Here is a 26306-nt window from a genome sequence, read left to right as displayed (position 1 = left end):
ACCGTGGACGTACCGGGCAGTCGTGCCCGGGAGAGGCGGTGCGTTGTGGCACGGATTCCGGAAAGACTGCGCAGGTTCCTGCCCTCCGCCCGACGGGCACCCGAGTCCACCGCGCCGACGCCGCCACGCCCCCGGCAGGGCCACAACCTGTTCGAGGCCGCGGCGGACTACGTGGCCGCCTGTGCGGAGGACGACGCGGCCCGCGCGGAGGAGGCGGCGGGCCGGGTGTCGCCGGGGATGCTGTCGTTCGGCGTGAACGAGCTCGCCTGCCGGGCCCTGCTCACCCTCGCCCGGGAGCGGAACACGACGCCGACCGCGGTGGCGCGGTCGCTGCTCGGCCTCCGGGACGAGCAGCCGCGACGGCCCGCGGCCGACGCCCCTGACACGCCCTGACCTGCGCCCCGCCGTCCGTGCGGACAGTTGCGGCGTCGCCCCGTCACGGGCGCCCTTCGCGTGAAGCCCCGGTGAAAACCCGGTGGAAGCGGTGTCGGTGGCCCCGCTTATGCTGCACCGGACTCATACACGGGGCCTGGGGAGGGCGCGGCGATGTTCGGCAAGTTGTTCGGCAGGGATGCGGAGAGATCGGCGGCGGATCCGCACGCCCTCTCCGTCCCGCGCAGGAGGAACGGGATGTACACCCTGCGCGCACTCGGCGACACGCGGGTGCTCGCGCTGGTGGAGGCGGCCGACGCAGGTGACTGGGAGGCGGTCAAGGCGGCGCTCGCCCCCTTCGATCTCGGCCGTGACCACCAGGTCCTGGGCGAACTGGCCGACATGGACGGCGTGCAGGACTGGATCGGCCGGGCCGTCGAGGGGGACAAGGAGCACCGGGCGACCGCGCTGCTGATCTCCGGGGCGCGCCACATCACCTGGGGCTGGGAGGCCCGTACCGCCGCGCGTGCCGTGGACGTCACGCAGGAGCAGTGGCGGGTCTTCCACGAGCGGCTCGAGATCGCCGAGGACCAGCTGTTCGAGGCCGCCGAGCTGCGGCCCGAGTGGGTCACGCCGTGGCGCCGTCTCCTCACCTCCGGCCGCGGCATGTCGCTGGGCTCCGCCGTCAACGAGACCCGGCTCGACGCCGCCCTGCGCCGCGACCCGCTGGACCTGGAGACCCACCTCGAGTGGCTGTCGCAGTTGCAGCCCCGGTGGGGCGGTGAGCCCGGCGAGGCCATGGCGTTCGCCCGTGACGCGTTCGCCCGTGCCCCGCAGGGGCACCGGCTCGGCTGCGTGATCGCCATGGCGCACATCGAGAACTGGGTCGAGTCGGACCGGAGCGACTGCCTCGACGACCCGGCGATCCGGACCGAGCTGCGGAAGGCGGCCGACCACAGCATCCTCCATCCCGACCATCAGCGGGCCCCCGGCTGGCAGCACGACTTCAACACCTTCGCCATGGCCCTGTCCCTGGCGGACGAGCGGCACACGGTACGCCGCGTCTTCCAGGCGCTCGACGGTGCCTACACCAGTTGGCCCTGGACCTACTTCGCGGAGCCGGAGAAGCAGTTCGCGAAGGCGCAGCGTCGCGCCTGAGCGCGACACCGGCCCCGCGCCCGAGCCGCCCCGTACCCGCACAGCACGCACCCCGCCGCTCCTCGCACCCCGGACTGCCCCATGACTCTGCCCGACACCGCCCCGAACCCGGACGGCGCCGACCGCACCTTCCAGGTGGATCTGCGCGGCCTCGTCGACCTCCTCTCCCACCACCTCTACTCCAGCCCCCGCGTCTACCTGCGCGAACTCCTGCAGAACGCGGTGGACGCGCTGACCGCACGCCACGCCCTCGAACCGGGAGCCTCCGCCGACGACTTCGGCATCCGCCTGCACGCCGACGGCTCGGTGGTGCGCGTCGAGGACGACGGCGTCGGCCTCACCGAGGCCGATGTGCACACCTTCCTCGCCACGATCGGCCGCAGCAGCAAGCGCGCCGCCGGCGGCTCCCCGGACGAGCCCGTCCGGGGCTGGGGAAGGATCGAGGAGCAGCGCGGCGACTTCATCGGCCAGTTCGGCATCGGACTGCTCTCCTGCTTCCTGGTCGCGGACGAGATCCACGTCCTGAGCCGCTCCGCCCGGACCCCCGACGCACCCGCGGTCGAGTGGCGCGGACGAGGTGACGGCAGCTACACCGTGCGCACGCTGCCCGCTTCCGCCCGCCCCCGACCCGGCACGACCGTCACCCTGACGCCGCGCGCCGACGCGGACGAGTGGACCCGCCCGGTGAAGGTGCACGCGCTCGCCCGGCACTTCGGCTCCCTGCTGCGCCACCCGGTGACCTTCGACGACGGCTCGGGCGGCCCGGGCGTGCCCGTCAACCCCGAGCCTGCGCCCTGGGCCCGTACGTTTCCCACCCCGGGCTCCCGCTCGCGCGCGCTGGCCGCGTACGGCGAGAAGGTCTTCGGCTTCACGCCCCTGGACACCATCGAGCTGGATCTGCCCGCCGTCGGTCTGAAGGGCATCGCGTGCGTGCTGCCCGAAGCGGTGCCCGCCGGGCGCCGCCACGGGCACCGCGTGCACGTCAAGGGCATGCTGCTGTCCGAGCAGGCCGAGGAGATCCTGCCCGAGTGGGCGTTCTTCGTCCGCTGCGTCATCGACGCCGAGAGCCTGCGCCCGACGGCGTCCCGCGAGTCCCTGTACGAGGACGCCACCCTCGCCGCCGTGCGCGACGCCCTCGCCGAGCGGCTGCGCGCGTGGATCTCGCGGGCCGCCGCCAGCGACCCCGACCTGCTCGCCCGCTTCCTCCAGACCCACCACCTGGCCGTGAAGTCGCTCGCGGTGCACGACGACGAGATCCTGCGGATGCTGCTGCCGTGGCTGCCGTTCGAGACCACCGACGGGCACACCACCCTCGACGAGTTCGCGCGCACCCACCGCACGGTGCTCGTGACGTCGAGCGTGGAGGAGTTCCGGCAGGTCGCCGCGATCGCCTCGGCGGCGGGGCTCGGCGTCGTCAACGGCGGCTACACCTACGACCGCGAGCTGGTCCACCGGCTGCCCGAGGTCCGGCCGGAGGTCAACGTCGCCGACCTCGACCCCGCGACCCTCACCGCCCATCTGGACCCCGTCGACCGGGAGACGGAACTGGCGGCCGCGGCCTACCTCGCCCGGGCTCGCGACGCCCTCGCCGTCTTCGACTGCGACGTCGCGCTGCGCACCTTCCAGCCCGCCTCCGCCCCCGCCCTCCTCGTCGACAGCCGGGAGGCACGGCACGAGCGCACCCGCTCCCAGCTCGCCCGTGAGCAGGAGGGCGGCCTGTGGGGCGACATCCTCGGCGCCCTCCGCCAGGAGGCCCCCCGGGCCCAGCTGATCCTCAACCAGCTCAACCCCCTGGTCCGCACCGCTGTCGCCATCGACGAGCCCGAACTGGCCCGCACCAGCGCCGAAGCCCTGTACGGGCAGGCCGCGCTGCTGTCCCGGCGTCCGCTCAGGCCCGCCGAGTCGAGCCTCATCAACCGCTCCTTCCTCGACCTCCTCGCCCACGCCCTCCGCAAGGACAGCTGACGATGCCCAGCGCACCCCATCCCCAGAACACGGACGAGCTGTACCAGGCGCTCCAGGAGAACCACGAGCGCCCCTACGGCCGTACCCGCACCGTCACCGCCGAGGAACTGGTCGACGCCGCCGAGCAGTTCGCGGAGCCCGTCCCGCTCGCGCGGGCGCTGTTCGAGCTCCAGGAGGCGTACACCTACGGCTCCGAGCCCCGGAAGTCTCCCGTCGTCTTCGCCCGGCTGCTCACCCTCTTCGACGAGCAGCCCGACGTCTTCGACGAGCGGATGCGCCACCAGTTGTTCTGGCGGTTCAAGTGGGTGGCCAACGCCCTGCGCGCGCTGCCCGAGATCCCGCTGGCGAGCCTGCGTCAGTGGCTCACCGAGATGCGTGAGCGGTACGAGAAGGCCGGTCTCGGCCTCCAGCCGTACTACGGTCAGGCGTACCAGCTCGCCGCCCACCGCGGTGAGGACACGACCGTCGCCTACGAGCTGTGGGCGGGCCGCACCCGCACCCGGCTGAGCGACTGCGAGGCCTGCGAGATCTGCGAGCGCGCCCTCCACCACCTCGCGGCGGGCGACGAGGCGCGGGCGCTGCGCACCTGGGAGCCCGTACTGGCCGGGAAGGAGTCCTGCCAGGAGGAGCCGGCCCGTTCCGTCTCGTACGCGCTGCTGCCCCTGCTGCGCGCCGGAGGCGCCGACCGGGCCCGGGAGCTGCACCTCGCCGGGTACCGGGCCTGCCGGCGCAACCCCTCGATGTCCGGGGAGGTCGGCCGGCACCTGGAGTTCTGCGCCCTGACCGGCAACGAGGCGCGCGGTCTGGAGCTGCTCGCGGAGAACCGGAACCTGTTCGACGAGGTCGACTCCCCGCTGGACCAGCTCGACTTCCTCACCGGCGTCGGCGTCCTGCTGCGGCGCGTCGAGGCCCTCGGCCACGGCGAGCTTCCCACCGCCGGGTTCGCGGGCCGCGCCTGGACGGTGGCCGGCCTGCGCGCCGAGGCGGGGGCCCGCGCCGACGACCTCGCCGCCCGCTTCGACGCGCGGAACGGGACCACGGCCCACACCGACCGCCGCAGGGCCCGCCTCGACCGTGCCCCGCTCCTGGACGCCCTGGAACTGACCCTGCGCAGCCGCGGTCTCGACGACGTGGCGTCGGCCGCCCCGGTCGCCGCGCCCGCGCCGCGCCCGGCCGCGGCCGAGCCCGAGCCGCTGCCCGAACTCATCGTCCGGGCACGAGCCCTGGACGCGCAGGGGCACCCGGACGCGCAGGCCTGCTGGGCCCGGCTGCGCGCCCTGGTGACCAGCCGCGACTACGTCCACCCCGACGACCCGGCCGTCGGCCCGCTGGTACGGCTGCGTGCCGATCTGCTGGCCGACGAGTCGAGCCGGCTGGGCGACGACGAGCGCGAGCTCGCCGCCGCCCTGTACGAGGAGGCCGCGGGCCTGTACGAGGACGCCGGGGAGCTGGGGGACGCGGCCGTCGAGCGCGCCGCCGCCCTGCTCGCCGCCGCCGAGACGGCCGCCGAGACCGCCGCGGAGAAGGGTGCCGAGGAGCGCCCGGAAGAGGGCGCGGAGTGCACCCACGGACCGGGGGCGAAGGCGGACGTGTTCACCGCGGCCCACGAGGCCCTGGTCCGTCTGCACGAGGAGACGCCCGGCCTCGCCCCGCACCAGGAGGCCCGTCTGCTGCGCATGCGGGTCACCGCGCTCGGCCTGCGCCTGCAGACGTCGGGGAGCGACGAGCACGTCGCTCCGGTCTTCGCCGAGGCGGAGCTGCTCCACGCCTTCGCCACCCGGCACGACATCGTGGGGCAGGTGTCGAACGCCCTGCTGCTGCGCGCCAGCACGCACGCGATGTCCGGGGACCTGGCCGGCGCGGTCACCGAGACCGACGCCCTGCTCGACCGGCTGAGGACGCACGGCCCCGCCTGGCACCTGCCGCGCACGCTCGGGCTGCGCGGCCGGCTCCAGCTCGGTCTGCGGGACGCCGAGGCCGCGTACGCGGATCTGTCCGAGGCCCTGCGGCTGGCCGCCGGCTGGCCGGCCGACTCGGTCGACTCCGCCCGCCTCCACAGTGACCTTGCCGAGGCCTGCATGCGCCTCGGCCGCACGGACGAGGCACTGCGGCATCTGACGCGCTCCGCCGAGCTGGGCCTGCGCCGCGGCGACCGGACGGACGCGTTCTGCTCGTACAGCGGCGCGGCCCAGCTCAGCCTGGACCTGGGCCGGATCGAGGACTGCATCGCCCTGCTCGACTCGCTCCTGGCCGAACCGGACGTGGCCTCGGGGGAGCTGAACGACCGGCTCGTCGCCCAGCTGCGTCTGACCCGCGCCCGCGCGCTGTACGCCGGGGAGGACCTCAAGGCCGCCACGGCGGAGTTCGTCGCGCTCGCGGCCGAGTCGGCCGGCTGGGACGACGACCCGGGGAGCCACGCCATGATCGCCGCCGAGACGGCCACGCTCCTGGGCGAGTCCGGCGACTTCGACCGGGCCCGAAGTGCCGTGGACCAGGCACTCGCCGCCCACGCCCTGGCCCCGCGCTACGGGCAGCTCAGCAGCTGCCTGCGCGAACTGGCCCGCCTCCAGACCCAGCAGCAGGGCCCCGACGGCCTGCCGGGCGCCCTCGGCTTCCTCGCCGACGCCTCCAGGGTCGCCGACGAGGCCCGTGCCGCCGCGTACGAGGGCGAGGACCGTTCCCTGGACACCGCCCTCGCCTACGAGTTCGGACGGGTGAACGCCCTCGGCGGTGAGCACGAGGACGCCCTCGCCGCCCTGGAGAAGGCGCTCGGGCTGCTCGGCGAGCCGGGGCCGGAGGACGAGCGCGTCGGCGAGTGGGCCGAGTGCGTCCGGTTCGCGGGTGCCGTGGAGGGCATCTTCCTGGAACGCGTCGCGCCCGCCCTGAGGCGCCTCGGCTCGGCGATCTCCCGCCTGACCGCCATGGACCGCACCGAGGAGGCGGAGCCGCTGATCGCCCTGGCGGCCAGGCTGCGCGACGAGTGAGGCCGCTCCCTCGGCGTCACGGGTCCCGGTGACACCGCCGTGCCCGCTCCCCTGTCGACGGCAGGGGGGGCGGGCACGGGGGCGTCCGTCCGGTGACGCGGATCATGGTGCCGGGGTGGGGAGCCCGCACCGGGACGTCCGCACGGCGACGCAGGTCACGGCGCCGAGCTATGGACAGGTGTCCCTCCTGACTGGTTATGGTGCGCCGACAACCGGATGGGGAGGCAAGCGTGGCTGGGACGGACCCGATCGCCGAGGCCGAGGCCGTCGGCGACGCCGACGCCGACGCGCTGTTCGTGCTGACGGCGGCGCTGCTCACGCCCGCGCGCTTCCCGAGCGTGCTCGGTGACGACTACCCGGCGGCCTGCGCGGCGCTCGGGCTCGAACCGTACGAGGAGGGATACGGGCTGGTCTTCGGCCAGGACGGGCTCGGGGCACGCTGGACGGTCGTGGTCGACGACGTGTCGCTGGTCGCGGTGGCCATCTCCTCCTGGGACTGCGGCATGGCCTACGACCTCTCGCCCGCCGAGCACACGGTGGTGACCGGGCTGCCGGGCTGGCCGCTGGCCGTGGCGACCCGTGCCCCGGGAGTACCGGCTCCGCACGATCCCGAACCGGAGGAGGGCGATCCCGCCCCGCTGGTGCCGCCCGCCGAGGACGAGTGGGGTCCGGCCCAGCGCCGCCTCGGCGCCGACGAGGTGGCCCTCCAGTGGGCGACGTGGCGGGCCCAGGTGTCCGACGGTCCCCCGCCCGGGGAGCAGCCCGCGGGTCCGGCCGCCGGCACGGTCCCCGGCCGCGCCGAGGGTGCGACCGCGGCTCCGGGTGCGGCCGTGACGCCGAGTGCGGCCACGGCTCCGAGTGCGGCCACGGCCCCGGACAGGGCCGTCCCTGACCCGTACGACGGCGTCCGGGAGGCGCTCGACGCGCTCCGGGGGTATCTGGTGGAACCGCCGCCGGTCGGGCGGGTGCGGTCCGTCGCCGGTGCGGAGGGGGGCGTGCGGACGCTGCGCGCGGACGGCCCCGGATGGTCGCTCGTGGCCCGGGCCGACGACATGGCCTTCGTACTGCTCGACGAACTGCCGGGCGAGGTGCTCCCGGTGGCTCGGGGCGCACGGCTGCCCGCGCTCCTCGAAGGGCTCGACGCGATGGCGATACGCCCTTCCTGACCGCTCCTCCGACGGCTGGAGTCCGCGGAACGACTCCGCACGACGACTCCCCATAGGACGACGGCCCGAGGTGTGGTCCCGGACCATGGCCCGGTGGTGGGCGCTCGCCGCAGGATGTGGCGCCGCACCCCATTCCGTCGTCCCTTCGGAGGCCCACCATGCGCCTGTTCCCAGGCGTCTCCCTGTTCGCCGCGCTCCTGACCGGGGTCACCGTCCTCGCGCCCGCGAGCCCCGCCGGGGCCGAGGAGCGGGCGGCCGGGCACTGCGCCCGGCAGGATCGATTGCGCGTACCCGGCGCCGAGCACCAGCGGTCCGCCTGCCTGGACGACCTGACGACCGCCGGGCTCGCCGGCACGCGGTACACCGACCTGGCGGACCAGGCCGGCCTGGCCGCCAAGGGGACCCGCAACCCCTCGGGGGTGCCGGGAGTCCAGATCGACGGGTACTTCCCCGACGACTCGCGCCTCAACGCCACCCACGGCTGGGCCCACGACGCGCAGTTCGTCATCCGCCTGCCCGACCGCTGGAACGGCGGGCTGGTCGTCACCGGCGCGCCGGGAACCAGGCGCCAGTACTCCACGGACGCGCTCATCTCCGACCAGGTCCTGGCCCAGGGGTTCGCCTACGCCGCCACCGACAAGGGCAACACCGGGCCGGACTTCTTCACCGACGGCCGGGGCCCGGGCGACGCGGTCGCCGAGTGGAACCGCCGGGTGACGGAGCTGACGCGGGGGGCCAAGCGGGCCGTGCGCCAGCGCTACGGCCACGCCCCGGAGCGCACGTACATGACCGGGATCTCCAACGGCGGCTATCTGACGCGCTGGCAGCTGGAGAACCGGCCCGAGCTGTACGACGGCGGCGTGGACTGGGAGGGCGCGCTGTGGACGGCGCGCGACCCCCAGCTCCTGACGAGCCTGCCCGTGACGGTGGCCAGGTCACTCGGGCAGGCCTCCGACGCGGACATGATCGGGGCGGGCTTCGCGCCGGGGTCGCGCTTCCTGTGGCCCTACCACGAGAAGGCGTACTGGGGACTGACCCAGAAGATCTTCCGGGCGGAGTTCGACCCCTCCTACGACCCGGCCTGCCCCGGCTCCGGCGCCGGCGGGACCGTGGAGCAGATCTTCGCGCCCTGCGCCTCGGACGCCTCGTACGACTACGCCTCCCGTCCGGCGTCCGTGCACCGCGCGGTGGCGAAGGTCGCGCTGACCGGACGGATCGGCAAGCCGCTCGTCACCCTCCACGGCGACCTGGACACCCTGCTGCCCGTCTCCACCGGGTCCGACCGCTACGCGCGCATGATCGACGGACGGGGCCGGGGCGGGCTGCACCGGTACTACCGGGTGCAGGACGGGACGCACACCGACGGTCTGTACGACACGTATCCGGACCGGCTGCGTCCGATCCTGCCCTGCTACCGCTCCGCGTTCGACGCGCTGACGCGCTGGGTCGAGGACGGCACGGCACCGCCCGCCGACCGTACGATCGTCCGGCCCACGAGCGGTGACCTGGTCAACTCCTGCCCTCTGGCGGAGTGAGCCGGCGCCCGTGTCCGGGGCTCAGACCTTTTCCAGCGGGCGGTGCGGCCCCTCGGGCAACTCGGCGCGGACGGTGTCGCCGGGCCGCACCTCGCCGCCGGTCAGGACGACCCCCATGATCCCGGCCTTGCGCACGATCTCGCCGTTCTCGTCACGGCCGAGGACCTGCTTGAGCAGTCCGTGCCGGAAGGAGTCGATCTGAGCGCAGGGGTTGCGCAGTCCCGTGACCTCGACGACGGCCTCGGCCCCGAGGTGCAGCAGGGTGCCGGTGGGCAGGCCGAGGAGGTCGATCCCCCGGGTGGTGACGTTCTCGCCGAGATCGCCGGGGGCGACGTCGAAGCCTGCGCCGGCCACCTCGTCGAAGAGCTCGGCGTGGATGAGATGCACCTGGCGCAGGTTGGGCCGGGTCGGGTCCTGGGCGACGCGGGACCGGTGCTTCACCGTCACGCCCGCGTGGACGTCGCCCTCCACTCCGAGCCCGGCGAGGAGGGTGATGCCGTCCCTGTTGGGCTTGGTGAAGGAGTAGGTGCCGTTGCTGCTGACCGTGGTGACCGTGCCGTCGTTCATGACGAGGAGCTCCCCTTCTCCGCTCTCCGGCGAGCGGAGTCCCGTCCGCCGGACCGTTGATCACCTCGCGGGTGACCGCTTCCGACCCTACTCGGCCCACTCGGAGCGCAGCGGTGCGCCCACCTCGTGCAGATGGCCGAGGGCCTGTCGGTACGAGTCGACGAAGCCGGTCTCCGTGTACGGCACGCCCAGGGCGGCGCAGTGGGCCCGGACGGCGGGCTGGGCGAGACGCAGATGGGGGCGCGGCATGCTCGGGAAGAGGTGGTGTTCGACCTGGTAGTTGAGCCCGCCGAGGAACCAGTCGGTGAGGGCGCCGCCCCGGATGTTGCGCGAGGTCAGCACCTGGCGCCGCAGATGCCCCCAGCTGTCGCCGTCGGCGTGCTCGTCGGGCCGCTCCATGCCCTTGTGGTTCGGGGCGAAGGCCATGCCCAGGTGGACGCCGAACAGCATCTGGTGGACGAGGGCGAAGACCAGGGCCTGGGCGGGGGCGAGGAGGGTGAGGAGCAGGGCCGCGTAGCCGGCGAAGTGGGCGAGGAGCAGCGCGCCTTCGACGATCCGCTCGCGCCGGGTGCGGCACGGGCCGTCCGCCGCCAGCAGGGCCTGCACCCCGTACACCTTGAGCGCGATGCCCTCCAGGGTCGTCAGCGGGAAGAACAGCCATGCCTGGTGACGGGTGAGGAACCCGCGCAGCCCCGTGCGGCCCGCCGTCTGGTGGTCGGCGAAGACGAGGATGTCGGCCGCGACGTCGGGGTCCTTGTCGAGGTGGTTGGGATGGGCGTGGTGGCGGTTGTGCTTGTCGTTCCACCACTCCCGGCTCATGCCGAGGAGGAGGTTGGCGTGGACGAGCTGGACGATCCGGCTGATCCTCCGGTTCGCGGTGATCTGGGCATGGCCGGCGTCGTGGCCGACGAAGGCGACGCGGGCCGAGAGCAGCGCGAGGGGTACGGCGAGCGGGAGTGCCCACCAGGAGGGTCCGATCAGGGCGAGGCCCGTCACCACGGCGGCGATGCCGAGGAGGTTGACGGCGATGCCGCGGGCGTACCAGCCGGGGCGGTGTTCGAGGAGGCCCTGTTCCCTCACCATCCGCAGGAGCGGGGTGAACTCACTGCCGCCCCTGGCTCGGGCGGGCGCCGCGGCGGGGGCGGCGGCCGGGGGCAGGACGGTGGCCTGGGGCATGGGCGGGCTCCGGTTTCTGTGGGTCGGGATCCGGTGACGTTCGGGTCGGTCGGCGCCTGTGTCGAACGTACGGATCCGCGATCGTCCGGGGCCATGGCGGCACCACCCGAGGCGGGCGGGGGGCGGGCCGGGGGCCGGGGGTAGGGGGAGCCCCACCCCCGCGGACCTGTGGTGCGGATCACGTGGCGGGGGTGCACGTCAAGTCCACTCGGCGAGGTATCCTCGGCCGCTCGGTCTTCAGGTAGTCAAATTTGAGGAATGCGTTGTCGCTGTCGCACGGACCCGATGATTCCGCCCGCGGAACCACCGTCGAACCCACTCGGGACACCCTCTTCGGACTCGCCCACCACTCCCCCGTCTTCCTCCCCGCCGATCCGCCGCGCACCGGCCGGATCGCCTTCTGGTCACCGGTCGGCGAGACGCTGCCGGCAGCGGGGAGCGCCGTGGACGACCCGTCGGCGGGCGCGCCGGGGCTCGCATCGGCCGGAGACGAGATCACGGTCGTGGACGGCGTCGGCCGCCGCCCCGTGAGCGTCCCCGCCGTCACCCTTCCCGTACGGGACGCCCTGCCGCTGCTCGCCCGCGCGCGGTTCTCCGCCACCGCGTCTGCCGCGACCGCTTTCTGGGGTGCCGCCTCGCTCCTCGCCCTCGATCTCGTCTCTCGCGGTCTGCTCCTGCCCGGCCTCGGCTCCGACGACGTCGACGCCTGGCGAGCCGGTCCGCTCGGCCCGGAGGAGCTGGCGGAACTGCGTACGCTCGCCGCGTCGATGCCGCCCACGGCCCACGCCGTACCGCTGTCACCGGACGAGCCGTCGCTGCTGCCGGAACCCGAGGCGCTGCTCCGCGCCTTCACGGACGCCGTCGCGGACACCCTGCCCCGTACACCGGCGGCTCAACTCGCCGCCGGCGGGCCCGCCTTCGCGGCCGACGAGCCACAGCGGATCCCGGGGCAGCGGACCTGGGCGGCCGACGTGGCGGCCGTGCACGACGCGGGCATCCGGCTGTCGCTCCGGCTCGAACTCCCCGGCTTCACCGCCGATGCGGAGGAGGCGCCGGGGTTCCGCGCGGTCCTGCAACTGCACGCCGTCGCCGACCCGACGCTCGTCGCGGACGCGGCCGAGGTGTGGGCGGGCTCCGGTCGGAACGCAGAGGCGTTCGGACCCCGGGCCCGGATGGACGCCCTGCTCGCGCTGCGGCGCGCCGCGCGCGCGTGGGCCCCGCTGACGCCGCTCCTGACCGCGGCGGTGCCCGACACCGTCGAACTCGCCGACGAGGAGGTCGCGGAACTCCTGGGCGCCGCGGGCCAGGCCCTCGCCGCGGCGGGCGTCCAGGTGCACTGGCCGCGCGAACTCGCCGACCGGCTGACCGCCGACGCGGTGATCGGCCCGATGGACGCGGACACCCGTGGAGCGCAGGGTGCCGTCGGCGTGTCGCGGTCCGCCGGGCAGACCGGGGGTGCCGGGTCCGCCGAGGACCCTGACGGCGCCGGGGGCGGGTCGCCCACCGGGGAGTTCGACGGCTTCCGCGCCTCCGGGCTGCCCTCCTTCCTCTCCGCCGACGCCCTGCTCGGCTTCAACTGGCGCTTCGCCGTGGGAGACCGGGAGTTGACCAGGGCCGAGCTCGACCGGCTCGCCGAAGCCGGGCGGCCCCTCGTGCGCCTGCGGGACCGCTGGGTGCTCGTCGACCCGGCCGAGGTACGCCGGGCCCGCGCCCAGCAGGACCGCGAGCTCACGCCGGTGGACGCCCTCTCGGCCGTCCTCACCGGCACCACCGAGGTCGAAGGACAGCTCGTCGAGGTCGCCGCGACCGGCTGGCTGGAGCGGCTGCGGGAGCGGCTCGCCGACCCCGAGGGCGGCCGGCCCGAGGTGGCTCAGCCGCCCGCGCTGGCCGCGAACCTCCGGGACTACCAGCTGCGCGGCCTCGACTGGCTGCACCGGATGACCTCCCTGGGTCTCGGCGGCTGCCTCGCCGACGACATGGGGCTCGGCAAGACGATCACGGTGATCGCGCTGCATCTGCACCGGCAGTCCGACCCGGCGGCCGCGGGACCCACTCTCGTCGTCTGCCCCACGTCCCTCATGGGCAACTGGCAGCGGGAGATCGAGAAGTTCGCGCCCGGCACGCCGGTGCGCCGCTTCCACGGCGCCACCCGTGACCTGGAGGACCTCGACGAGAACGGTTTCGTCCTCACCACGTACGGCACCATGCGGCTCGACGCCGCGCGACTCGCCGCGCGGAGCTGGGGACTCGTCGTCGCGGACGAGGCGCAGCACGTCAAGAACCCGTACTCGGCGACGGCCAGGCAGCTGCGGACCATCGGCGCACGCGCGCGCGTGGCGCTGTCCGGGACGCCGGTGGAGAACAACCTCTCCGAGCTGTGGGCGATCCTCGACTGGACGACGCCGGGGCTGCTCGGCAGCCTGGGAGCGTTCCGGACCCGGTTCGCCGCCGCCGTGGAGGGCGGCAGGGACCCGGCCGCGGCCGCGCGACTCGCCGCGCTCGTCCGTCCGTTCCTGTTGCGGCGCCGCAAGTCGGACCCCGGTATCGCGCCCGAGCTGCCGCCGAAGACGGAGACGGACCGGGCCGTGTCCCTGACACCGGAACAGGCCGGTCTCTACGAGGCGGTGGTGCGGGAGACGCTGACGGCGATCGCCGAGGCCGACGGCATGGAGCGCCGCGGTCTGGTCGTGAAGCTGCTGACCGGCCTCAAGCAGATCTGCAACCACCCGGCGCAGTACCTGAAGGAGGAGGGGCCGAGGATCGAGGGCCGTTCGGGCAAGCTGGAGCTGCTCGACGAGCTGCTCGACACGATCCTCGCCGAGGGCGCGTGCACCCTGGTGTTCACCCAGTACGTGGGCATGGCCAGGCTCCTGGAGACGCACCTCGCCGCGCGGGGCGTGCGGACGCAGTTCCTGCACGGCGGTACGCCGGTCGCCGAGCGCGAGGCGATGGTCGCCCGGTTCCAGAACGGGGAGGTCCCGGTCTTCCTCCTCTCCCTGAAGGCCGCCGGCACGGGGCTCAACCTCACCCGCGCGGAACACGTCGTGCACTACGACCGCTGGTGGAACCCGGCCGTGGAGGCCCAGGCCACCGACCGCGCGTACCGGATCGGGCAGGACCGCCCGGTGCAGGTCCACCGGCTGATCGCCGAGGGGACGATCGAGGACCGGATCGCGACCATGCTCGACCGCAAGCGGGAGCTGGCGGACAGTGTCCTCGGCACGGGCGGGGACGCACCGCCGGAACTGACCGAACTGACCGATGCCGAACTGGCGGAGCTGGTGCGACTGCGAGGGGACGGACGATGAGCGGGTACGGACACGGGGACGAGGAGCGGACGTTCGCGGCGCTGCCGCCCGCGCGGGGTGCGGCCTTCACCCGGACCTGGTGGGGCCGTGCCTGGCTCAAGGCCCTCGAGGACACGGCGCTCGACGGCCAGCAGCTCAAGGCGGGGCGACGGCACGCGCGCGCGGGGGCGGTGGGCGCCGTGTCGGTACGGCCCGGCCGCATCACGGCGGTGGTCAAGGACCGCGACGGCACGTCGTACCGCAGTGACGTCCTGGTGCGGGAGTTCTCGGAGGAGGAGTGGGAACGGCTCCTCGACCTCGCCGTGGACAGCGCCGGCCACATCGCGGCGCTCCTCGAACGGGAGATGCCGCCGCACCTGGTGGAGGACGCGGCGGCGGCCGGGCTCGATCTGCTGCCGGGGATCGGTGACCTCGACCCGGAGTGCGGATGCGAGGCCTGGGACCACTGCGGGCACACGGCGGCACTCTGCTACCAGGTGGCCCGTCTGATCGACGAGGATCCGTTCGTCCTGCTGCTGATGCGGGGGCGGGGCGAGCGCACGCTCCTCGACCAGTTGCAGACGCGCAGCGCTTCACGGGCCGCGCGCGGCGGCCCGTTGACGGACGACACGCCCGGAGAGGAGCCCTCGGGGACCGCGGGTGGGATGCCCGGCGTGTCGGCCGACGAGGCGTACGCCGCGGAGTTCCTGCTGCCGCCGCTGCCCGCGCCTCCGGTCGCCGCCGACGCGCCCGGCCGGTCGCCGTCCCTGGACACGGAGACGGATCCGGAGCCCGGGATCGACCCGGCGGCGCTGGAGTTCCTCGCGTCGGACGCGGCGGCCCGCGCGCACCGGATGCTCCTCGACGCCCTCGGGTCGGAGCCGTCGGCGCCGCCACTGACCGCCGCTCAGGATGCCGTGCGGCTCGCGGTCGGCTCCCCCGCGCCCTGGATCGCGGCCCGGCTGGCCACCGGTTCGGGCAGGACGCGGGCGGAGCTGGACCTCGCCACGCGCGCGTGGCGGTGCGGCGGCGCCGCCGCCCTCGCCGTACTGGAGGAGGAGTGGACGCCGGACGAGGAGGCGCTCGTCCGGGCCGGTGCGCGGCTGGCGGAGGCCTGGGAGGACGACGAGCGGCCGGTGCTGCGGCGGGCGGGCGGACGGTGGACGGCCGTGGGCGCGGAGGCGCAGCTGCGACTCGGCGAGGACGGGCGCTGGTGGCCGTACCTCAAGTCCGGTGCCCGCTGGACCCCCGCGGGCCCGGCGGACCGTGACCCGGCGACGGCCCTTGCGACGGCCCTCGCCGCCGGTGCCACGGGGGCGGCCGGCTGAGAGCGAGCGGCCGGCCGAGGTCGATGCCGGGGCCGGGGCCGAGGTCGACGCCGGGGCCGGAAGCGCCGTCGGCCGCGCTCGGCGCCGGTGCTACAGGAGCGGCCGGCTGAGCTTGCCGCCGGTGGCGGAGGGAGCGGCCAGGCTGCAGGCGACGGTGGCCGAGCCTAGGAGGTAGCTGGTGCGGTACGGGTACTGGACGAAGGTGGTCCAGCGCGTGCCGAGCGGCTGCAGCGCGGCCTTGCGGCGCAGGGGTTCACGGCACAGCAGGGTGGCCGCTTCCCGGATCGCCGCGTCGGTGGCGAGGACGCCGGTGAGCCGGAGCCGGGCGACGAGTTCGGCGTTGTGCGGCGTGTCGCAGGAGCGCCGGAGGGCGGTGCCCGGCGCGTCGCGGTCGATGTCGAAGCAGTCCCCGACGCGCAGCGCCTCGAAGGAGACGGGCCGGGCCGGTGTGCCGGTGTGCGTCGCGGTGGCTGTCGGTCGAGGTGTGGGGGCGGCGCTTCGGGTACGGGAGGGGGTCGGGGACACGCCCGTCACGGTGCTGTCGGGGCGGGCCGAGGGATCGGCGGGCGCGGTGCGGGTCGGTGTGCCGTCGACGGTCGCGTCGGCCGTCGCGGTGTCGTCCGACGGTGTGTCGTCCCCACGGGTGCCGGGCCCGCCTCCGCCCGGCGCGCCGCTGTCCCGGCCGTGCGTGTCGCCCGTCTCCTGGCCGGCCGTGGGGGTGGTGGCGGCTCCGCCGTCGCCCGCGGGCGACGGCGCGCCGACCTGGTCGCCGCCCGGCCGCCCGCCGGTGGCGAGGCCCTGCTCGGTCCCGCCCCGGGCGGCCAGGAACGCGCCGGCGACCAGCGCGGCCACGAGCAGCGGGACGAGCGGCACGCCGAACCACTGCGCGCGTCCCGCGGCCGGCACGGGCCGGGCCGCACCGAGCCGGCCGAGGCGCGGCGACCACCCGGACTCGGAACCGGCGCGCCCTACCGGAGCGTCGGAGTCGGCCGACGCCTCGGGGACGCAGAAGCCGACCGGCTCCGCGGACACGCCGGATCGCGCAGGCGCCACCGGAGCGCCGGAGTCGGTCGAAGCGGCGGGTGCGCCGGAGCCGGCCGACGCGGTGGGGGTGTCGGGGCCGGCGGGCGCGTCCGGGGCCGCGGGCTCGACCGGGCCGGGCGCGTCGGGTCGGTGGTCCGGCGGCGGGGTGGCGGGTGACGGGTGGGACACGGGGTCAAGATTCGCCCGTCGGCGGGCCCGCGGCCACCTTTTTTCGGGGGTCGGGCGAGGCCCGTACAGAACCGTGACAATCGAGGTCCCCCGCCCCCGCCCGCCACCACCCGTGCCGCCGCCCCGTCATGACACCCTTACAGGCCGAGCTGACGCTCCGCGCCCTCGACCGTCTGGGCGAGGAGCACGGCGATCGTCATGGGGCCGACACCGCCGGGTACCGGGGTGATGAGCGAGGCGCGCCCGGCGGCCGACGCGAAGTCGACGTCGCCGATGTTGCCCGGGTTGTAGCCGGCGTCGACGACGACGGCACCGGGCTTGATGTCGGCGCCCTTGATGAAGTTCGGCTTGCCGACGGCGGCTACGAGGATGTCGGCCTCGCGGATGACGGAGCCGAGGTCCTCGGTGCGGGAGTGGCAGTAGGTGACGGTGGCGTCGCGGCCGAGGAGGAGCAGGCCGGCCGGCTTGCCGAGGATCGCGCTGCGGCCGACGACGACGGCGCGCCTGCCGCGGAGTTCGACGTCGTACGCGTCGAGGAGGCGCATGATTCCGCCGGGCGTGCAGGAGACGAACCCGGGCAGCCCGAAGCCCATGGCGGCGAACGAGGCCATGGTGACGCCGTCGACGTCCTTCGCGGGGGCTATGGCCTCGAAGGCGGCGCGCTCGTCGATGTGGGGGCCGACCGGGTGCTGGAGCAGGATGCCGTGCACCTCGGGGTCCTCGGAGAGGGCGGTGATCGCGGCGACGAGCTCCTCGGTGGTCGTGGCGGCGGGCAGCTCCACGTGCCGGGAGCGGATGCCGGCCTTGGCGCAACGGTTCTGCTTCATCTTCACGTACGTCACGGAGGCGGGGTCCGCGCCGACCAGGACGGTCGCGAGACACGGCGTGACACCGGTGCGGCGGGTTATCTCGGCGGCGCGGGCCGCGGTCTCCTCGACCGTGCGGCGGGCGAGGGCCGTGCCGTCCATGAGGGTGGCGGTACCGGTGGACATGGCGACTCCTGGGCTTCGTCTCTGACGGGTGGTTCGCCCAGGCGCACGGCATCGGTACGGGCCCGCCGATGGGCGCTCCCGCCGGGCCGCTCCCCGGGGGGCCCCTCTCTGACGGGTGCGCCTGCCGGGCAGCCGGGCGGGCCGGCCGTCGACCACGGCCGCGTACGCCGTCCGCGCTGTACCCCGACCACGTGTGGGCGTTACCTCCGGCGCCACCTGGTGCCACAGTGGCTTGCCTTGGCGCCATTGTGGTGCCACTATCTCTCCAAGGGCCGATTCACCGGTGCCGCGCTGGTCCCGTCAGGGCGCTTCCGCGCGCACCTCCACGACTCTGCCCGTCATGGCGTCACCTGTGGCACCTATGGCACCACCTTCGTTCCGGGCCGGGAAGAACCCACCAGGCTCCTTTCCTCGCCCCGCACGCTCACCACCCGCCGCACCGCACGGAGGACACATGCAGCACGACACGCAGCACGACCCGTCGGCCCGACCCGAGAGCGCGGAGCCCGTCTCGCTCCCCACCCGGCGCACCGCCGGCTGCCCCTTCGACCCGCCCGCCGGACTCGGCGCTGTGCGTGAGCGGCGCCCGCTGGCCCGGATGACGTACCCCGACGGGCACGTCGGCTGGCTGGCCACCGGATACTCCACGGTCCGCGCCGTCATGGGCGACCCCCGGTTCAGCTCGCGCTACGAGCTGATGCACTATCCGTTCGCGGGCGGGCCCGAAGGCCCGCTGCCGCCCGCGCCCGTCGGTGACATGACCGGGATGGACGCGCCCGAGCACACCCGCTTCCGTAGGCTCCTGACGGGCAAATTCACCGTCCGCCGGATGCGGCAGCTCTCCGACCGGATGGAGGAGATCACCGCCGAGCACCTGGACGCGATGGAGCGGCGCGGTCCCGGAGCGGACCTCGTCGAGGCCTTCGCCCGTCCTCTCCCCGCCCTCATGATCTGCGAGCTGCTCGGGGTGCCCTACGCCGACCGCGAGCGCTTCCAGACCCATGCCCACACGATCATGTCCATGGACGCGACGCCCGAGGACCGGTACGCCGCCCACACCGGACTCCACGACTACATGGCCGAGTTGGTGGCGGCCAAGCGCGCCGCGCCCTCCGACGACCTGCTCGGTGACCTCGCACGGGACTCCGACCTCACCGACGAGGAACTGGTCGGCGTCGGGGGCTTCCTGCTCGCCGCCGGGCTCGACACCACCGCCAACATGATCGCCCACGGGACGTTCGCGCTCCTCACCCACCCGGAGCAGGCCGAGGCCCTGCGCGCGGACCCGGACCTCGCCCCGCAGGCCGTCGAGGAGCTGATGCGCTATCTGACCATCGCCCACACCGGCATCAAGTCCGCGCTCGAGGACGTCGAGCTGGAGGGCGAGGTCATCCGGGCGGGCGAGAGCGTCACCCTGTCCCTGGAAGCCGCCAACCGGGACCCGGAGCGGTTCCCCGACCCGGACGTCCTCGACCTGCGCCGCAGGGCCACGGGGCATCTGGGCTTCGGACACGGCATCCACCAGTGCCTCGGCCAGCAGCTGGCCCGGGTGGAGATGACGGTCGCGCTGCCGGCACTGCTGAGGCGGTTCCCGACGCTGCGGCTCGCCGTGGCCGCCGAGGAGGTCCCGCTCCGGACGAACATGAACATCTACGGCGTGCACCGGCTGCCGGTCGCCTGGGACGAGGCCTGACCCCCGTGGAGATCAGCGTCGACCGCGACCGCTGCCTCGGCGCCGGAATGTGCGCTCTGACCGCCCCCGAGGTCTTCGACCAGGACGAGCAGGAGGGGCGGGTCCTCCTGCTGGACGCCCGGCCGCCGCGGGAACGGCACGCGGCGGTCCGCATCGCGGCCGGTGTCTGCCCGGCCTCGGTCATCACCGTCGCACCGCGGGGCTCGTCCCGCGCCGATTAGGCGCGGCGGCCGATCCCGGGCACGACGAGGCCCGCCCGCCTCACGGACGGCCGCCACGGCCCGCACCATGGTTCGCCCCCGCGACGACCACCGTCCCGCAAGCGCGCCCACACCCGCACCCGCACAAGACCCCGCACAGACCCCCGGTCGTGTCGCCGACCGTGCCTCCGGCATGCCTCGGCGACACGGCCGCCTCACCGACAGGACTCCTCCACCGTGGCCGTGTTCCTCTCCCGACTGGGCCGCCTCGCCTTCCGCAGGCGCGGCCTCGTCGTCCTCCTCTGGCTCCTGACCCTCTTCGGCGCGGGCTTCGCCGCCTCCACCGCCGCCGCCCCGCCCGCCGACACCTTCTCGATGCCGGGCACGGAGTCGCAGCGGGCCTTCGACCTCCTCCAGGAGAAGTTCCCGGACGCCCGCGCGGACGGTGCCGCCGCCCGCGTCGTCATCCGCGCCCCCGGCGCCGAGGCGCTCACCTCCCCCGCCCGCAAGGCACAGGTCGAACGGCTGGTCGCCGACCTGGCGACGGCCCCTCAGGTGGCGCGCGTTGCGGACCCGTTCGAGGCGGGTGCCCTGAGCGGGGACCGTACGACCGCGTACGCCTACGTCACGTACCGGGTGCAGGCCACCGAGCTCACCGACGCGGCGCACGACGGGCTCACCGAGGCGATGGAGCGGGCCAGGGACGCGGGCCTCACCGTCGAGGCGGGTGGGGACGCCGTCGCGGTCGAACAGGCGATGAGCGGTACGGGCGAGAAGCTCGGCATCCTCGTCTCCGCCGTCGTCCTCCTCCTCACCTTCGGGTCCCTCGTCGCCGCCGGGATGCCCCTGCTCACGGCCATGGTCGGCGTCGGCATCGGCATCAGCGCCATCACCGCGCTCGGCAGCACCCTCGGCCTGTCGTCGACCACGTCGACGCTCGCGATGATGATCGGCCTCGCCGTCGGCATCGACTACGCCCTGTTCATCGTCTCCCGCTACCGCTCCGAGATCGCCGAGGGGCGTGAGCGCGCGGAAGCCGCCTCGCGGGCCGTGGGAACCGCGGGCTCGGCCGTCGTCTTCGCCGGCCTCACCGTGATCATCGCCCTGGCGGGGCTCGCGGTGGTGAACGTCCCGATGCTCACCACGATGGGCCTCACCGCGGCCGGCACGGTCGCCGTCGCCGTCCTCGTGGCCCTCACCCTCGTGCCCGCGCTGCTCGCCTTCGCTCCCGTCCGGGTCCTGGCACGGAGGGAGCGCGGGCAGCACACCGGCAAGCCCCTGTCGAAGCGTCAGCAGCGGAGGGAGGCCCGGCGCGCGGCCCGCCGCAAGCCGAACCTGGGTGCCCGCTGGGCCGGCTTCGTGCTCCGGCACCCCGTGGCCGTGCTGCTCCTCGGCGTGGCCGCGCTGGGTACGGTCGCCGTGCCCGCCGCGAGCCTCGAACTCGGCCTGCCGGGCGAGGGGTCGATGGCCCCGCACACCACACAGCGTCAGGCGTACGACCTGCTGTCGGACTCCTTCGGCCCCGGCTTCAACGGCCCGCTGACGGTCACCGTCGAGGCGAAGGACGCCAGGACGGCGGCCGGGCAGGTCCGCGCGGCGTGGGAGGGTGTCCCCGGTGTCGCGGCCGTCTCCCCCGCGACGGTCAACCCGTCGGGTGACACCGCCGTCGTCACCGTCGTCCCGGAGACCGGACCCACCGACGTCAGGACCGAGGACCTCGTGCGCTCCCTGCGCGCCACGGCGGACGGTCTCGAGTCCCGGACCGGGGCGTCGGCGATCCTGGTCGCGGGCCAGACCGCGATGTTCATCGACTTCTCCCGGACCCTGGACGACGCCCTGCTGCCCTATCTCGGCCTGGTGGTCGGGCTGGCCTTCCTCCTGCTGATGCTCGTCTTCCGCTCCGTGCTCGTCCCCCTCAAGGCGGCCCTCGGCTTCCTGCTGTCGGTGAGCGCGGCGCTGGGCGCCGTCGTCGCCGTGTTCCAGTGGGGCTGGCTCGCGGACGTCGTCGGCGTCGACCAGCCGGGCCCGGTCATGAGCACCCTGCCGATCTTCATGATCGGCGTGGTCTTCGGTCTGGCGATGGACTACGAGGTCTTCCTGGTGTCCCGGATGCGTGAGGCGTACGTGCACGGGGCCCGCCCCGGCGAGGCGGTCGTCACCGGCTTCCGGTACGGCGGCCGGGTCGTGAGCGCGGCCGCGATCATCATGACCAGCGTCTTCTCCGGCTTCATCGCGGAGGACAACGACTTCGTGAAGATGATCGGCTTCGGCCTCGCCGCCGCCGTCCTCTTCGACGCCTTCGTCGTACGCATGGCCCTGGTGCCCGCCCTGTTCGCCCTGCTCGGCAGGTCCGCCTGGTGGCTGCCGAAGTGGCTCGACCGGCTCCTGCCGGACATCGACGTCGAGGGCGAGCGACTGAACCACCGGCGAGACGCGCTCCCGGGCGGATCCGCACGACAGGACCACCTCGTGGGCTGACCCCCCCCCGTCACGCGGGCGGAAGGGCGACGGGCTCCTCGGCGGCCGCCGGGGCCCGTCGTCCCGCGTCGGGCTTCGGCGCGGCTCCTCCTCCGCGCTCGATCATGCCGAGGGCCACCCCGGCGACGATGATCACGCCGCCCGTCAGCTGGGCGAGGCGGACCGACTCGCCGTTGATCACGACGGCGCCGATGACGCCGAAGACCGGCACCAGGTTGAGGATGTTGACCGCGACGCTCGACGCCATCCTGCGCAGGCCGTAGTTGTAGAGCAGGAAGCCTCCGACCGAGCACCCCACGGCCAGATACACCAGCAGGGCCGAGGCGGTCGCGTCGGGCATCCGCCAGTCGTCGGCCTCGAGGAGGGAGGCGAGGAGGAAGCCGGCCGCGCCGGCCAGGGTCTGGTGGTAGGTGACGCTCACGGCGTCCAGACCGGCGCTCGCTCGCTTGCCGAGCACGTTGTATCCGGCCCAGGCCAACCCGCCGAGCAGCAGCAGGACGTCGCCGAGCCAGCGCGAACCGCCGCCGACCCGGGCGCCGTTGTGGACGACGAGGAGGACGCCGAGGGTGGCGAGCAGGACGCCCGCCACCCTCGGCAGCGGCAGTCGGGCACGGAAGACGACCAGTTCCAGCAGCATCGTCATCAGCGGGTAGGTGGCGACGATCAGCGACGCGTCGGACGCCGTGGACAGGTCGACGCCGACGTTCTCCAGGACGAAGTAGACGGTGATGCCGAGAAGACCGCTCAGATGGAGCTGTCGCCGCTGCCTCGGGTCCGGACGGGCCGTGCGGCGGCGCGGCATCCGCACCATCAGGCCCAGGAGCAGCGCCGCGAGGGTGAACCTCACGGCGCCGACGGCGAGCGGGCCGACGTCCTCCAGGAGCCGTTCGGTCACCGCGTACGAACTGCTCCAGAACAGCGCGGCCGCCGTGACCGCGCACACCGCCCCCGCCGTGGGTCCTCGTCCCCGCATCACGCCGCCTCTCTCCCCTGTGCCGCACGCAGTGCCGTCCGATCACACCGTGACCGAACGAACAGCGGCTGATCGGGCTGGACGCTAGCAACATCGTCGTTGGCTATGCTCGGAGTCCGAATTACCTTCGGCATCCGATGGAGCGAGGCAGGCGTGGACGAACTTGATTCGGCGTTGGTGCGGATGTTGCAGGAGGACGGTCGGCGCACCAATCGGGACATGGCCCAGGAGCTGGGGATCGCCCCGTCGACCTGCCTGGAGCGGATCCGGGCGCTGCGCAGGAGCGGTGTCCTGACGGGATTCCACGCGGAGGCGGACCTCGCGGCGATCGGCCGCGGGTTGCAGGCGGTGATCGCCGTACGGGTCCGCCCGCCGACGCGTGCGGTGATCGAGGCGTTCCAGGCCTTCCTGGAGGGGATGCCCGAGGTCGTCTCGATCTTCGTCCTCACCGGGAACGACGACTTCCTGGTGCATGTCGCCGTCCGGGACACCGACCATCTGCACGCCGTCGTCCTGGACAAGATGACGAAGCGCCCGGAACTCGCCGACGTACGCACGTCGGTGGTCTACGGGCACATGCGGAAGAAGGTCGTCGGTCCGATGTGACACCGGGAGCCGGGGCCGGCCTCTCTCAGGCGACGCCCCGCGGGCGGAACTGGACGCTGATCCGCGGTCCGACCGCGCGGCTCGTCTTCGGGATCGCGTGGTCCCAGGTGCGCTGGCAGGAGCCGCCCATCACCACGAGGTCGCCGTGGCCCAGCGGCAGCCGGATTGCCGCGGGGCCGCCGCCGCGCGGGCGGAGCGCCAGGTCGCGCGGGTCGCCGAGGGAGAGGATGGCGACCATGGTGTTCCGCGTGGAGGAGCGGCCGGTCCGGTCGCCGTGCCAGGCGACGCTGTCACGTCCGTCGCGGTAGAGGCAGAGGCCGGCGGTGACGAAGGCTTCGCCGAGTTCCGGCCCGAAGTGGTCGTCGAGGGCGGACCGGGCCTCGACGAGGGCGGGGTGCGGGAGGGGCTCGCCCTCCCGGTAGTACGCGAGGAGACGCGGTACGGCGACCACGTCGTCGTACATGGTGCGCTCCTCGGCCCGCCACGGCACCCGTTCGACCAGCTCGTCGAAGAGCGCGTCGGCGCCCTCGAACCATCCCGGCAGATGGTCGATCCAGGCCCCGTCGGCGAGCTCCGTCCGCCGGATCCCGTCCAGCGGTCCGGGCCGGGGGTCGTCGCCCTGGTCGAACAGGGAGCCCTGGAGGCCGGGGATCGGTCGTGGTGCGGTCATGGTCCCAGCGTAACCGCAAACCGAACATACGATCGAACGACGTGAGGTTTGATCCCCGGGGCTACGGCAGGGGCGTGCCCCCGGTCGCGTTGACGATCTCCCCGGTGATGTAGCTCGCCTGGGGCGAGGCCAGGAAGACGTACGCGGGAGCCATCTCGGCCGGCTGGGCGGCCCGGCCCAGGGGCGACTGGGCTCCGAACTCCTTCGTGTCCGGCATCGTCGCCGGGATCAGCGGGGTCCACACGGGGCCGGGCGCGACCGCGTTCACGCGGACCCCGCGCTCGGCGAGCATCTGCGCCAGACCGTGCGTGAAGGAGATGATCGCCGACTTCGTCATCGCGTAGTCGAGGAGGTGCGGGCTGGGCTGGTAGCCCTGCACGGAGGTGGTGTTGATGATCGAGCCGCCGCGCGGGATGTGGGGCAGGGCTTTACGGGAGAGCCAGAACATCCCGTAGAGGTTGGTCTTCATCACCCGGTCGAACTGCTCCGTGGTGATGGCCTCGATCCCGTCCGGCTGCGACATCTGGTAGGCGGCGTTGTTGACGAGGACGTCGATGCGCCCGTGTTCGCTCACCGCACGGTCGATCAGGGCCGCGCACTGGCTCTCGTCACGGATGTCGCACGCGACGGGCAGGGCCTTGCGCCCCGCCTCCCGGACCAGACGGGCGGTCTCGGCGGCCTCCCGCTCCTCCTCCGGCAGGTGGGTGAAGACGATGTCCGCGCCTTCCCGTGCGAAGGCCAGGCAGACGGCCCTGCCGATGCCGGAATCGCCGCCGGTGACCACCGCCACCCGGTCGACGAGCACGTCGTGACCGCGGTAGGAGTCCTCGCCGTGGTCCGGTCGGGGCGTCATCTCCTCGGTCGAGCCGGGGTGGTCCTGCTCCTGGTCGGGGAAAGGGGGGCGGGGGTGGACGGTCGCCGGGTCGGGGACGTGGGCTCGTTCCTCAGGGGGCATCGGGATCTCCGTGGTGCTGTGGCTGCTGTGCGGTGCTGTGCCTGCTGTGCTGTGCCGGCCCGTGCGGTGCGGTGCCGGCTGTTCCGTGCCGTGCCGGCTGTTCTGTGCCGTGCCCGCCGTGCTGTCGGCGGGTGACCGCCTCAGGACGAGGCCGGGTACGGCGCCGACTTCAGACGGCGGGCCAGGTGGGCGGTGTTGGCGGCCAGGGTCGCGGTCGTGGCCGCGGTCTTCTCCGGGGTCTTCTCGAGGTCCTGGTAGTCCGTTCCCTGCATGGCCTCGCCGACCCAGTAGGTGACGGCGTTCGGGGCGAGGGAGAACCCGACGTCGTTGAGCCCCTGGAAGAGGTCGGCGCTCACCTTGTGCGCCCCGTCCTCGTTGCCCACGACGCAGACCGCGGCCACCTTGCCGTAGGTCAGCATCCGGCCTTCCTCGTCGGTCTCGGAGATCTCCGCGTCCAGCCGCTCCATGACCCGCTGGGCGATGCTCGACGGATGCCCGAGCCAGATCGGGGTCGAGAGGACGAGGATGTCGCAGCCGAGGATCGTGTCCCGGATCTCGGGCCAGGCGTCCCCCTCGCCCATGTCGGTCTTCACCCCGGGGCGGACGTCGTGGTCGGCGATCCGGATGACCTTGCCGGTCACGCCGTGCTCGGCCAGGGCGGCCATGGTCTGCTCGGCCAGCAGCTGTGAGCTGGAGGGAGAGGGGCTGGGGGACAGGGTGCAGACCAGGGCGACGGCGCGCAGCGGGGTGGTTTCGTTGGTGTCCATGGCCACCCCCCTACCCCCGACCCTCGCCCCTATCTCACCTTTCGCCCGACTCCGGCCCGGATGGCGATGAGGGGGTGGGCCAGGCGGGGGTCTCCCGGGCGCGCGCCGGGCGCGGCCGCCGAATAGTGCCGTACAGAGGGGGTAGGCGCGTCCATGCTCGCCAGCCAGCCGGCCGGGCGGGGAAAGGTTTCCGCTCGCTCACGCGGACGGGCCGCCCGCCCT

Annotated in this window: 20 protein-coding genes; 12 read left to right on the top strand and 8 right to left on the bottom strand. The window is 74.1% G+C overall.

What is annotated here, in order from left to right:
- The first annotated feature begins 45 nt into the window (after positions 1-45).
- From AMK29_RS18325 to AMK29_RS18300, 6 genes are all read left to right on the top strand, one after another.
- The gene (locus AMK29_RS18325) at positions 46-393 is read left to right on the top strand and encodes a hypothetical protein (RefSeq protein ID WP_107422625.1); all 348 of its coding nucleotides are present in this window, start codon (positions 46-48) and stop codon (positions 391-393) included.
- A 153-nt stretch (positions 394-546) separates the two neighbouring features.
- Positions 547-1530: a hypothetical protein gene (locus tag AMK29_RS18320; RefSeq protein WP_073814162.1), complete on the top strand. Its 984-nt coding sequence runs from the start codon at positions 547-549 to the stop codon at positions 1528-1530.
- Positions 1531-1611: 81 nt separating this feature from the next.
- Positions 1612-3495, top strand: a complete 1884-nt coding sequence (locus tag AMK29_RS18315; RefSeq protein WP_073814160.1) for an HSP90 family protein — start codon at positions 1612-1614, stop codon at positions 3493-3495.
- Between the two features lie 2 nt (positions 3496-3497).
- On the top strand, positions 3498-6479 hold the full coding sequence (locus AMK29_RS18310; RefSeq protein ID WP_073814158.1) for a hypothetical protein: 2982 nt from the start codon (positions 3498-3500) through the stop codon (positions 6477-6479).
- A 230-nt stretch (positions 6480-6709) separates the two neighbouring features.
- A complete protein-coding gene (locus AMK29_RS18305; protein ID WP_073814156.1) occupies positions 6710-7645 on the top strand; it encodes a hypothetical protein in 936 nt (311 codons plus the stop codon).
- 158 nt (positions 7646-7803) lie between these two features.
- Complete coding sequence (locus AMK29_RS18300) at positions 7804-9180, top strand: tannase/feruloyl esterase family alpha/beta hydrolase (RefSeq protein WP_073814154.1); 1377 nt, start codon at positions 7804-7806, stop codon at positions 9178-9180.
- 21 nt (positions 9181-9201) lie between these two features.
- On the opposite strand, the gene AMK29_RS18295 is transcribed toward AMK29_RS18300, so the two are convergent.
- Positions 9202-9747 carry an MOSC domain-containing protein gene (locus AMK29_RS18295; RefSeq protein WP_073814152.1) on the bottom strand — a complete coding sequence of 182 codons (546 nt, stop codon included), beginning with the start codon at positions 9745-9747 and terminating at the stop codon, positions 9202-9204.
- 87 nt (positions 9748-9834) lie between these two features.
- On the bottom strand, positions 9835-10923 hold the full coding sequence (locus tag AMK29_RS18290; RefSeq protein ID WP_073814150.1) for an acyl-CoA desaturase: 1089 nt from the start codon (positions 10921-10923) through the stop codon (positions 9835-9837).
- 263 nt (positions 10924-11186) lie between these two features.
- On the opposite strand from AMK29_RS18290, the gene AMK29_RS18285 reads away from it, so the two are divergent.
- Positions 11187-14231: a DEAD/DEAH box helicase gene (locus AMK29_RS18285; RefSeq protein ID WP_241845481.1), complete on the top strand. Its 3045-nt coding sequence runs from the start codon at positions 11187-11189 to the stop codon at positions 14229-14231.
- Positions 14228-15538, top strand: a complete 1311-nt coding sequence (locus AMK29_RS18280; RefSeq protein WP_073814148.1) for an SWIM zinc finger family protein — start codon at positions 14228-14230, stop codon at positions 15536-15538. The genes AMK29_RS18285 and AMK29_RS18280 overlap by 4 nt, the downstream gene beginning before the upstream one ends.
- Positions 15539-15628: 90 nt before the next feature.
- On the opposite strand, the gene AMK29_RS18275 is transcribed toward AMK29_RS18280, so the two are convergent.
- Together AMK29_RS18275 and AMK29_RS18270 are read right to left on the bottom strand one after the other, a co-directional pair.
- Entirely contained in the window at positions 15629-16750 is a 1122-nt protein-coding gene (locus AMK29_RS18275) for a hypothetical protein (protein ID WP_073814146.1), read from the bottom strand.
- Between the two features lie 137 nt (positions 16751-16887).
- Positions 16888-17742, bottom strand: a complete 855-nt coding sequence (locus tag AMK29_RS18270) for a bifunctional 5,10-methylenetetrahydrofolate dehydrogenase/5,10-methenyltetrahydrofolate cyclohydrolase (protein WP_073814144.1) — start codon at positions 17740-17742, stop codon at positions 16888-16890.
- A gap of 454 nt (positions 17743-18196) precedes the next feature.
- On the opposite strand from AMK29_RS18270, the gene AMK29_RS18265 reads away from it, so the two are divergent.
- The 3 genes from AMK29_RS18265 to AMK29_RS18255 all read left to right on the top strand — a co-directional run bounded on the left by AMK29_RS18265 (position 18197) and on the right by AMK29_RS18255 (position 22113).
- Complete coding sequence (locus AMK29_RS18265; RefSeq protein ID WP_073814142.1) at positions 18197-19435, top strand: cytochrome P450; 1239 nt, start codon at positions 18197-18199, stop codon at positions 19433-19435.
- Positions 19436-19440: 5 nt separating this feature from the next.
- Positions 19441-19656 carry a ferredoxin gene (locus AMK29_RS18260; protein WP_073814140.1) on the top strand — a complete coding sequence of 72 codons (216 nt, stop codon included), beginning with the start codon at positions 19441-19443 and terminating at the stop codon, positions 19654-19656.
- Between the two features lie 216 nt (positions 19657-19872).
- On the top strand, positions 19873-22113 hold the full coding sequence (locus AMK29_RS18255; protein WP_073814138.1) for an MMPL family transporter: 2241 nt from the start codon (positions 19873-19875) through the stop codon (positions 22111-22113).
- 10 nt (positions 22114-22123) lie between these two features.
- Here AMK29_RS18255 and AMK29_RS18250 read toward each other — a convergent pair whose 3' ends face one another.
- Entirely contained in the window at positions 22124-23086 is a 963-nt protein-coding gene (locus AMK29_RS18250) for a DMT family transporter (RefSeq protein WP_073814136.1), read from the bottom strand.
- A gap of 153 nt (positions 23087-23239) precedes the next feature.
- Here AMK29_RS18250 and AMK29_RS18245 point away from each other — a divergent pair, with 153 nt between their 5' ends.
- Positions 23240-23692, top strand: a complete 453-nt coding sequence (locus tag AMK29_RS18245; RefSeq protein WP_073814134.1) for an Lrp/AsnC family transcriptional regulator — start codon at positions 23240-23242, stop codon at positions 23690-23692.
- Positions 23693-23717: 25 nt separating this feature from the next.
- Here the strand turns inward: AMK29_RS18245 and AMK29_RS18240 are convergent, their stop codons facing one another.
- From AMK29_RS18240 to AMK29_RS18230, 3 genes are all read right to left on the bottom strand, one after another.
- The gene (locus AMK29_RS18240; RefSeq protein WP_073814132.1) at positions 23718-24362 is read right to left on the bottom strand and encodes an alpha-ketoglutarate-dependent dioxygenase AlkB; all 645 of its coding nucleotides are present in this window, start codon (positions 24360-24362) and stop codon (positions 23718-23720) included.
- Between the two features lie 61 nt (positions 24363-24423).
- On the bottom strand, positions 24424-25317 hold the full coding sequence (locus tag AMK29_RS18235; RefSeq protein ID WP_073814130.1) for a glucose 1-dehydrogenase: 894 nt from the start codon (positions 25315-25317) through the stop codon (positions 24424-24426).
- Between the two features lie 140 nt (positions 25318-25457).
- On the bottom strand, positions 25458-26084 hold the full coding sequence (locus AMK29_RS18230) for a flavodoxin family protein (RefSeq protein WP_073814771.1): 627 nt from the start codon (positions 26082-26084) through the stop codon (positions 25458-25460).
- Positions 26085-26306 lie beyond the last annotated feature (222 nt).

The organism is Streptomyces sp. CB02261, from assembly GCF_001905665.1.
Lineage (GTDB): Bacteria > Actinomycetota > Actinomycetes > Streptomycetales > Streptomycetaceae > Streptomyces.
This window is presented reverse-complemented; position numbering and strand designations above follow the sequence as displayed.

Excerpts from the sequence above, each read along its gene's own strand:
- AMK29_RS18280 (WP_073814148.1), top strand. The coding sequence starts at position 14,228 with ATGAGCGGGTACGGACACGGGGACGAGGAGCGGACGTTCGCGGCGCTG.
- AMK29_RS18310 (WP_073814158.1), top strand. The coding sequence starts at position 3,498 with ATGCCCAGCGCACCCCATCCCCAGAACACGGACGAGCTGTACCAGGCG.
- AMK29_RS18315 (WP_073814160.1), top strand. The coding sequence starts at position 1,612 with ATGACTCTGCCCGACACCGCCCCGAACCCGGACGGCGCCGACCGCACC.
- AMK29_RS18240 (WP_073814132.1), bottom strand. The coding sequence starts at position 24,362 with ATGACCGCACCACGACCGATCCCCGGCCTCCAGGGCTCCCTGTTCGAC.
- AMK29_RS18250 (WP_073814136.1), bottom strand. The coding sequence starts at position 23,086 with ATGCGGGGACGAGGACCCACGGCGGGGGCGGTGTGCGCGGTCACGGCG.
- AMK29_RS18290 (WP_073814150.1), bottom strand. The coding sequence starts at position 10,923 with ATGCCCCAGGCCACCGTCCTGCCCCCGGCCGCCGCCCCCGCCGCGGCG.
- AMK29_RS18300 (WP_073814154.1), top strand. The coding sequence starts at position 7,804 with ATGCGCCTGTTCCCAGGCGTCTCCCTGTTCGCCGCGCTCCTGACCGGG.
- AMK29_RS18235 (WP_073814130.1), bottom strand. The coding sequence starts at position 25,317 with ATGCCCCCTGAGGAACGAGCCCACGTCCCCGACCCGGCGACCGTCCAC.
- AMK29_RS18320 (WP_073814162.1), top strand. The coding sequence starts at position 547 with ATGTTCGGCAAGTTGTTCGGCAGGGATGCGGAGAGATCGGCGGCGGAT.
- AMK29_RS18295 (WP_073814152.1), bottom strand. The coding sequence starts at position 9,747 with ATGAACGACGGCACGGTCACCACGGTCAGCAGCAACGGCACCTACTCC.
- AMK29_RS18230 (WP_073814771.1), bottom strand. The coding sequence starts at position 26,084 with ATGGACACCAACGAAACCACCCCGCTGCGCGCCGTCGCCCTGGTCTGC.
- AMK29_RS18270 (WP_073814144.1), bottom strand. The coding sequence starts at position 17,742 with ATGTCCACCGGTACCGCCACCCTCATGGACGGCACGGCCCTCGCCCGC.
- AMK29_RS18265 (WP_073814142.1), top strand. The coding sequence starts at position 18,197 with ATGCAGCACGACACGCAGCACGACCCGTCGGCCCGACCCGAGAGCGCG.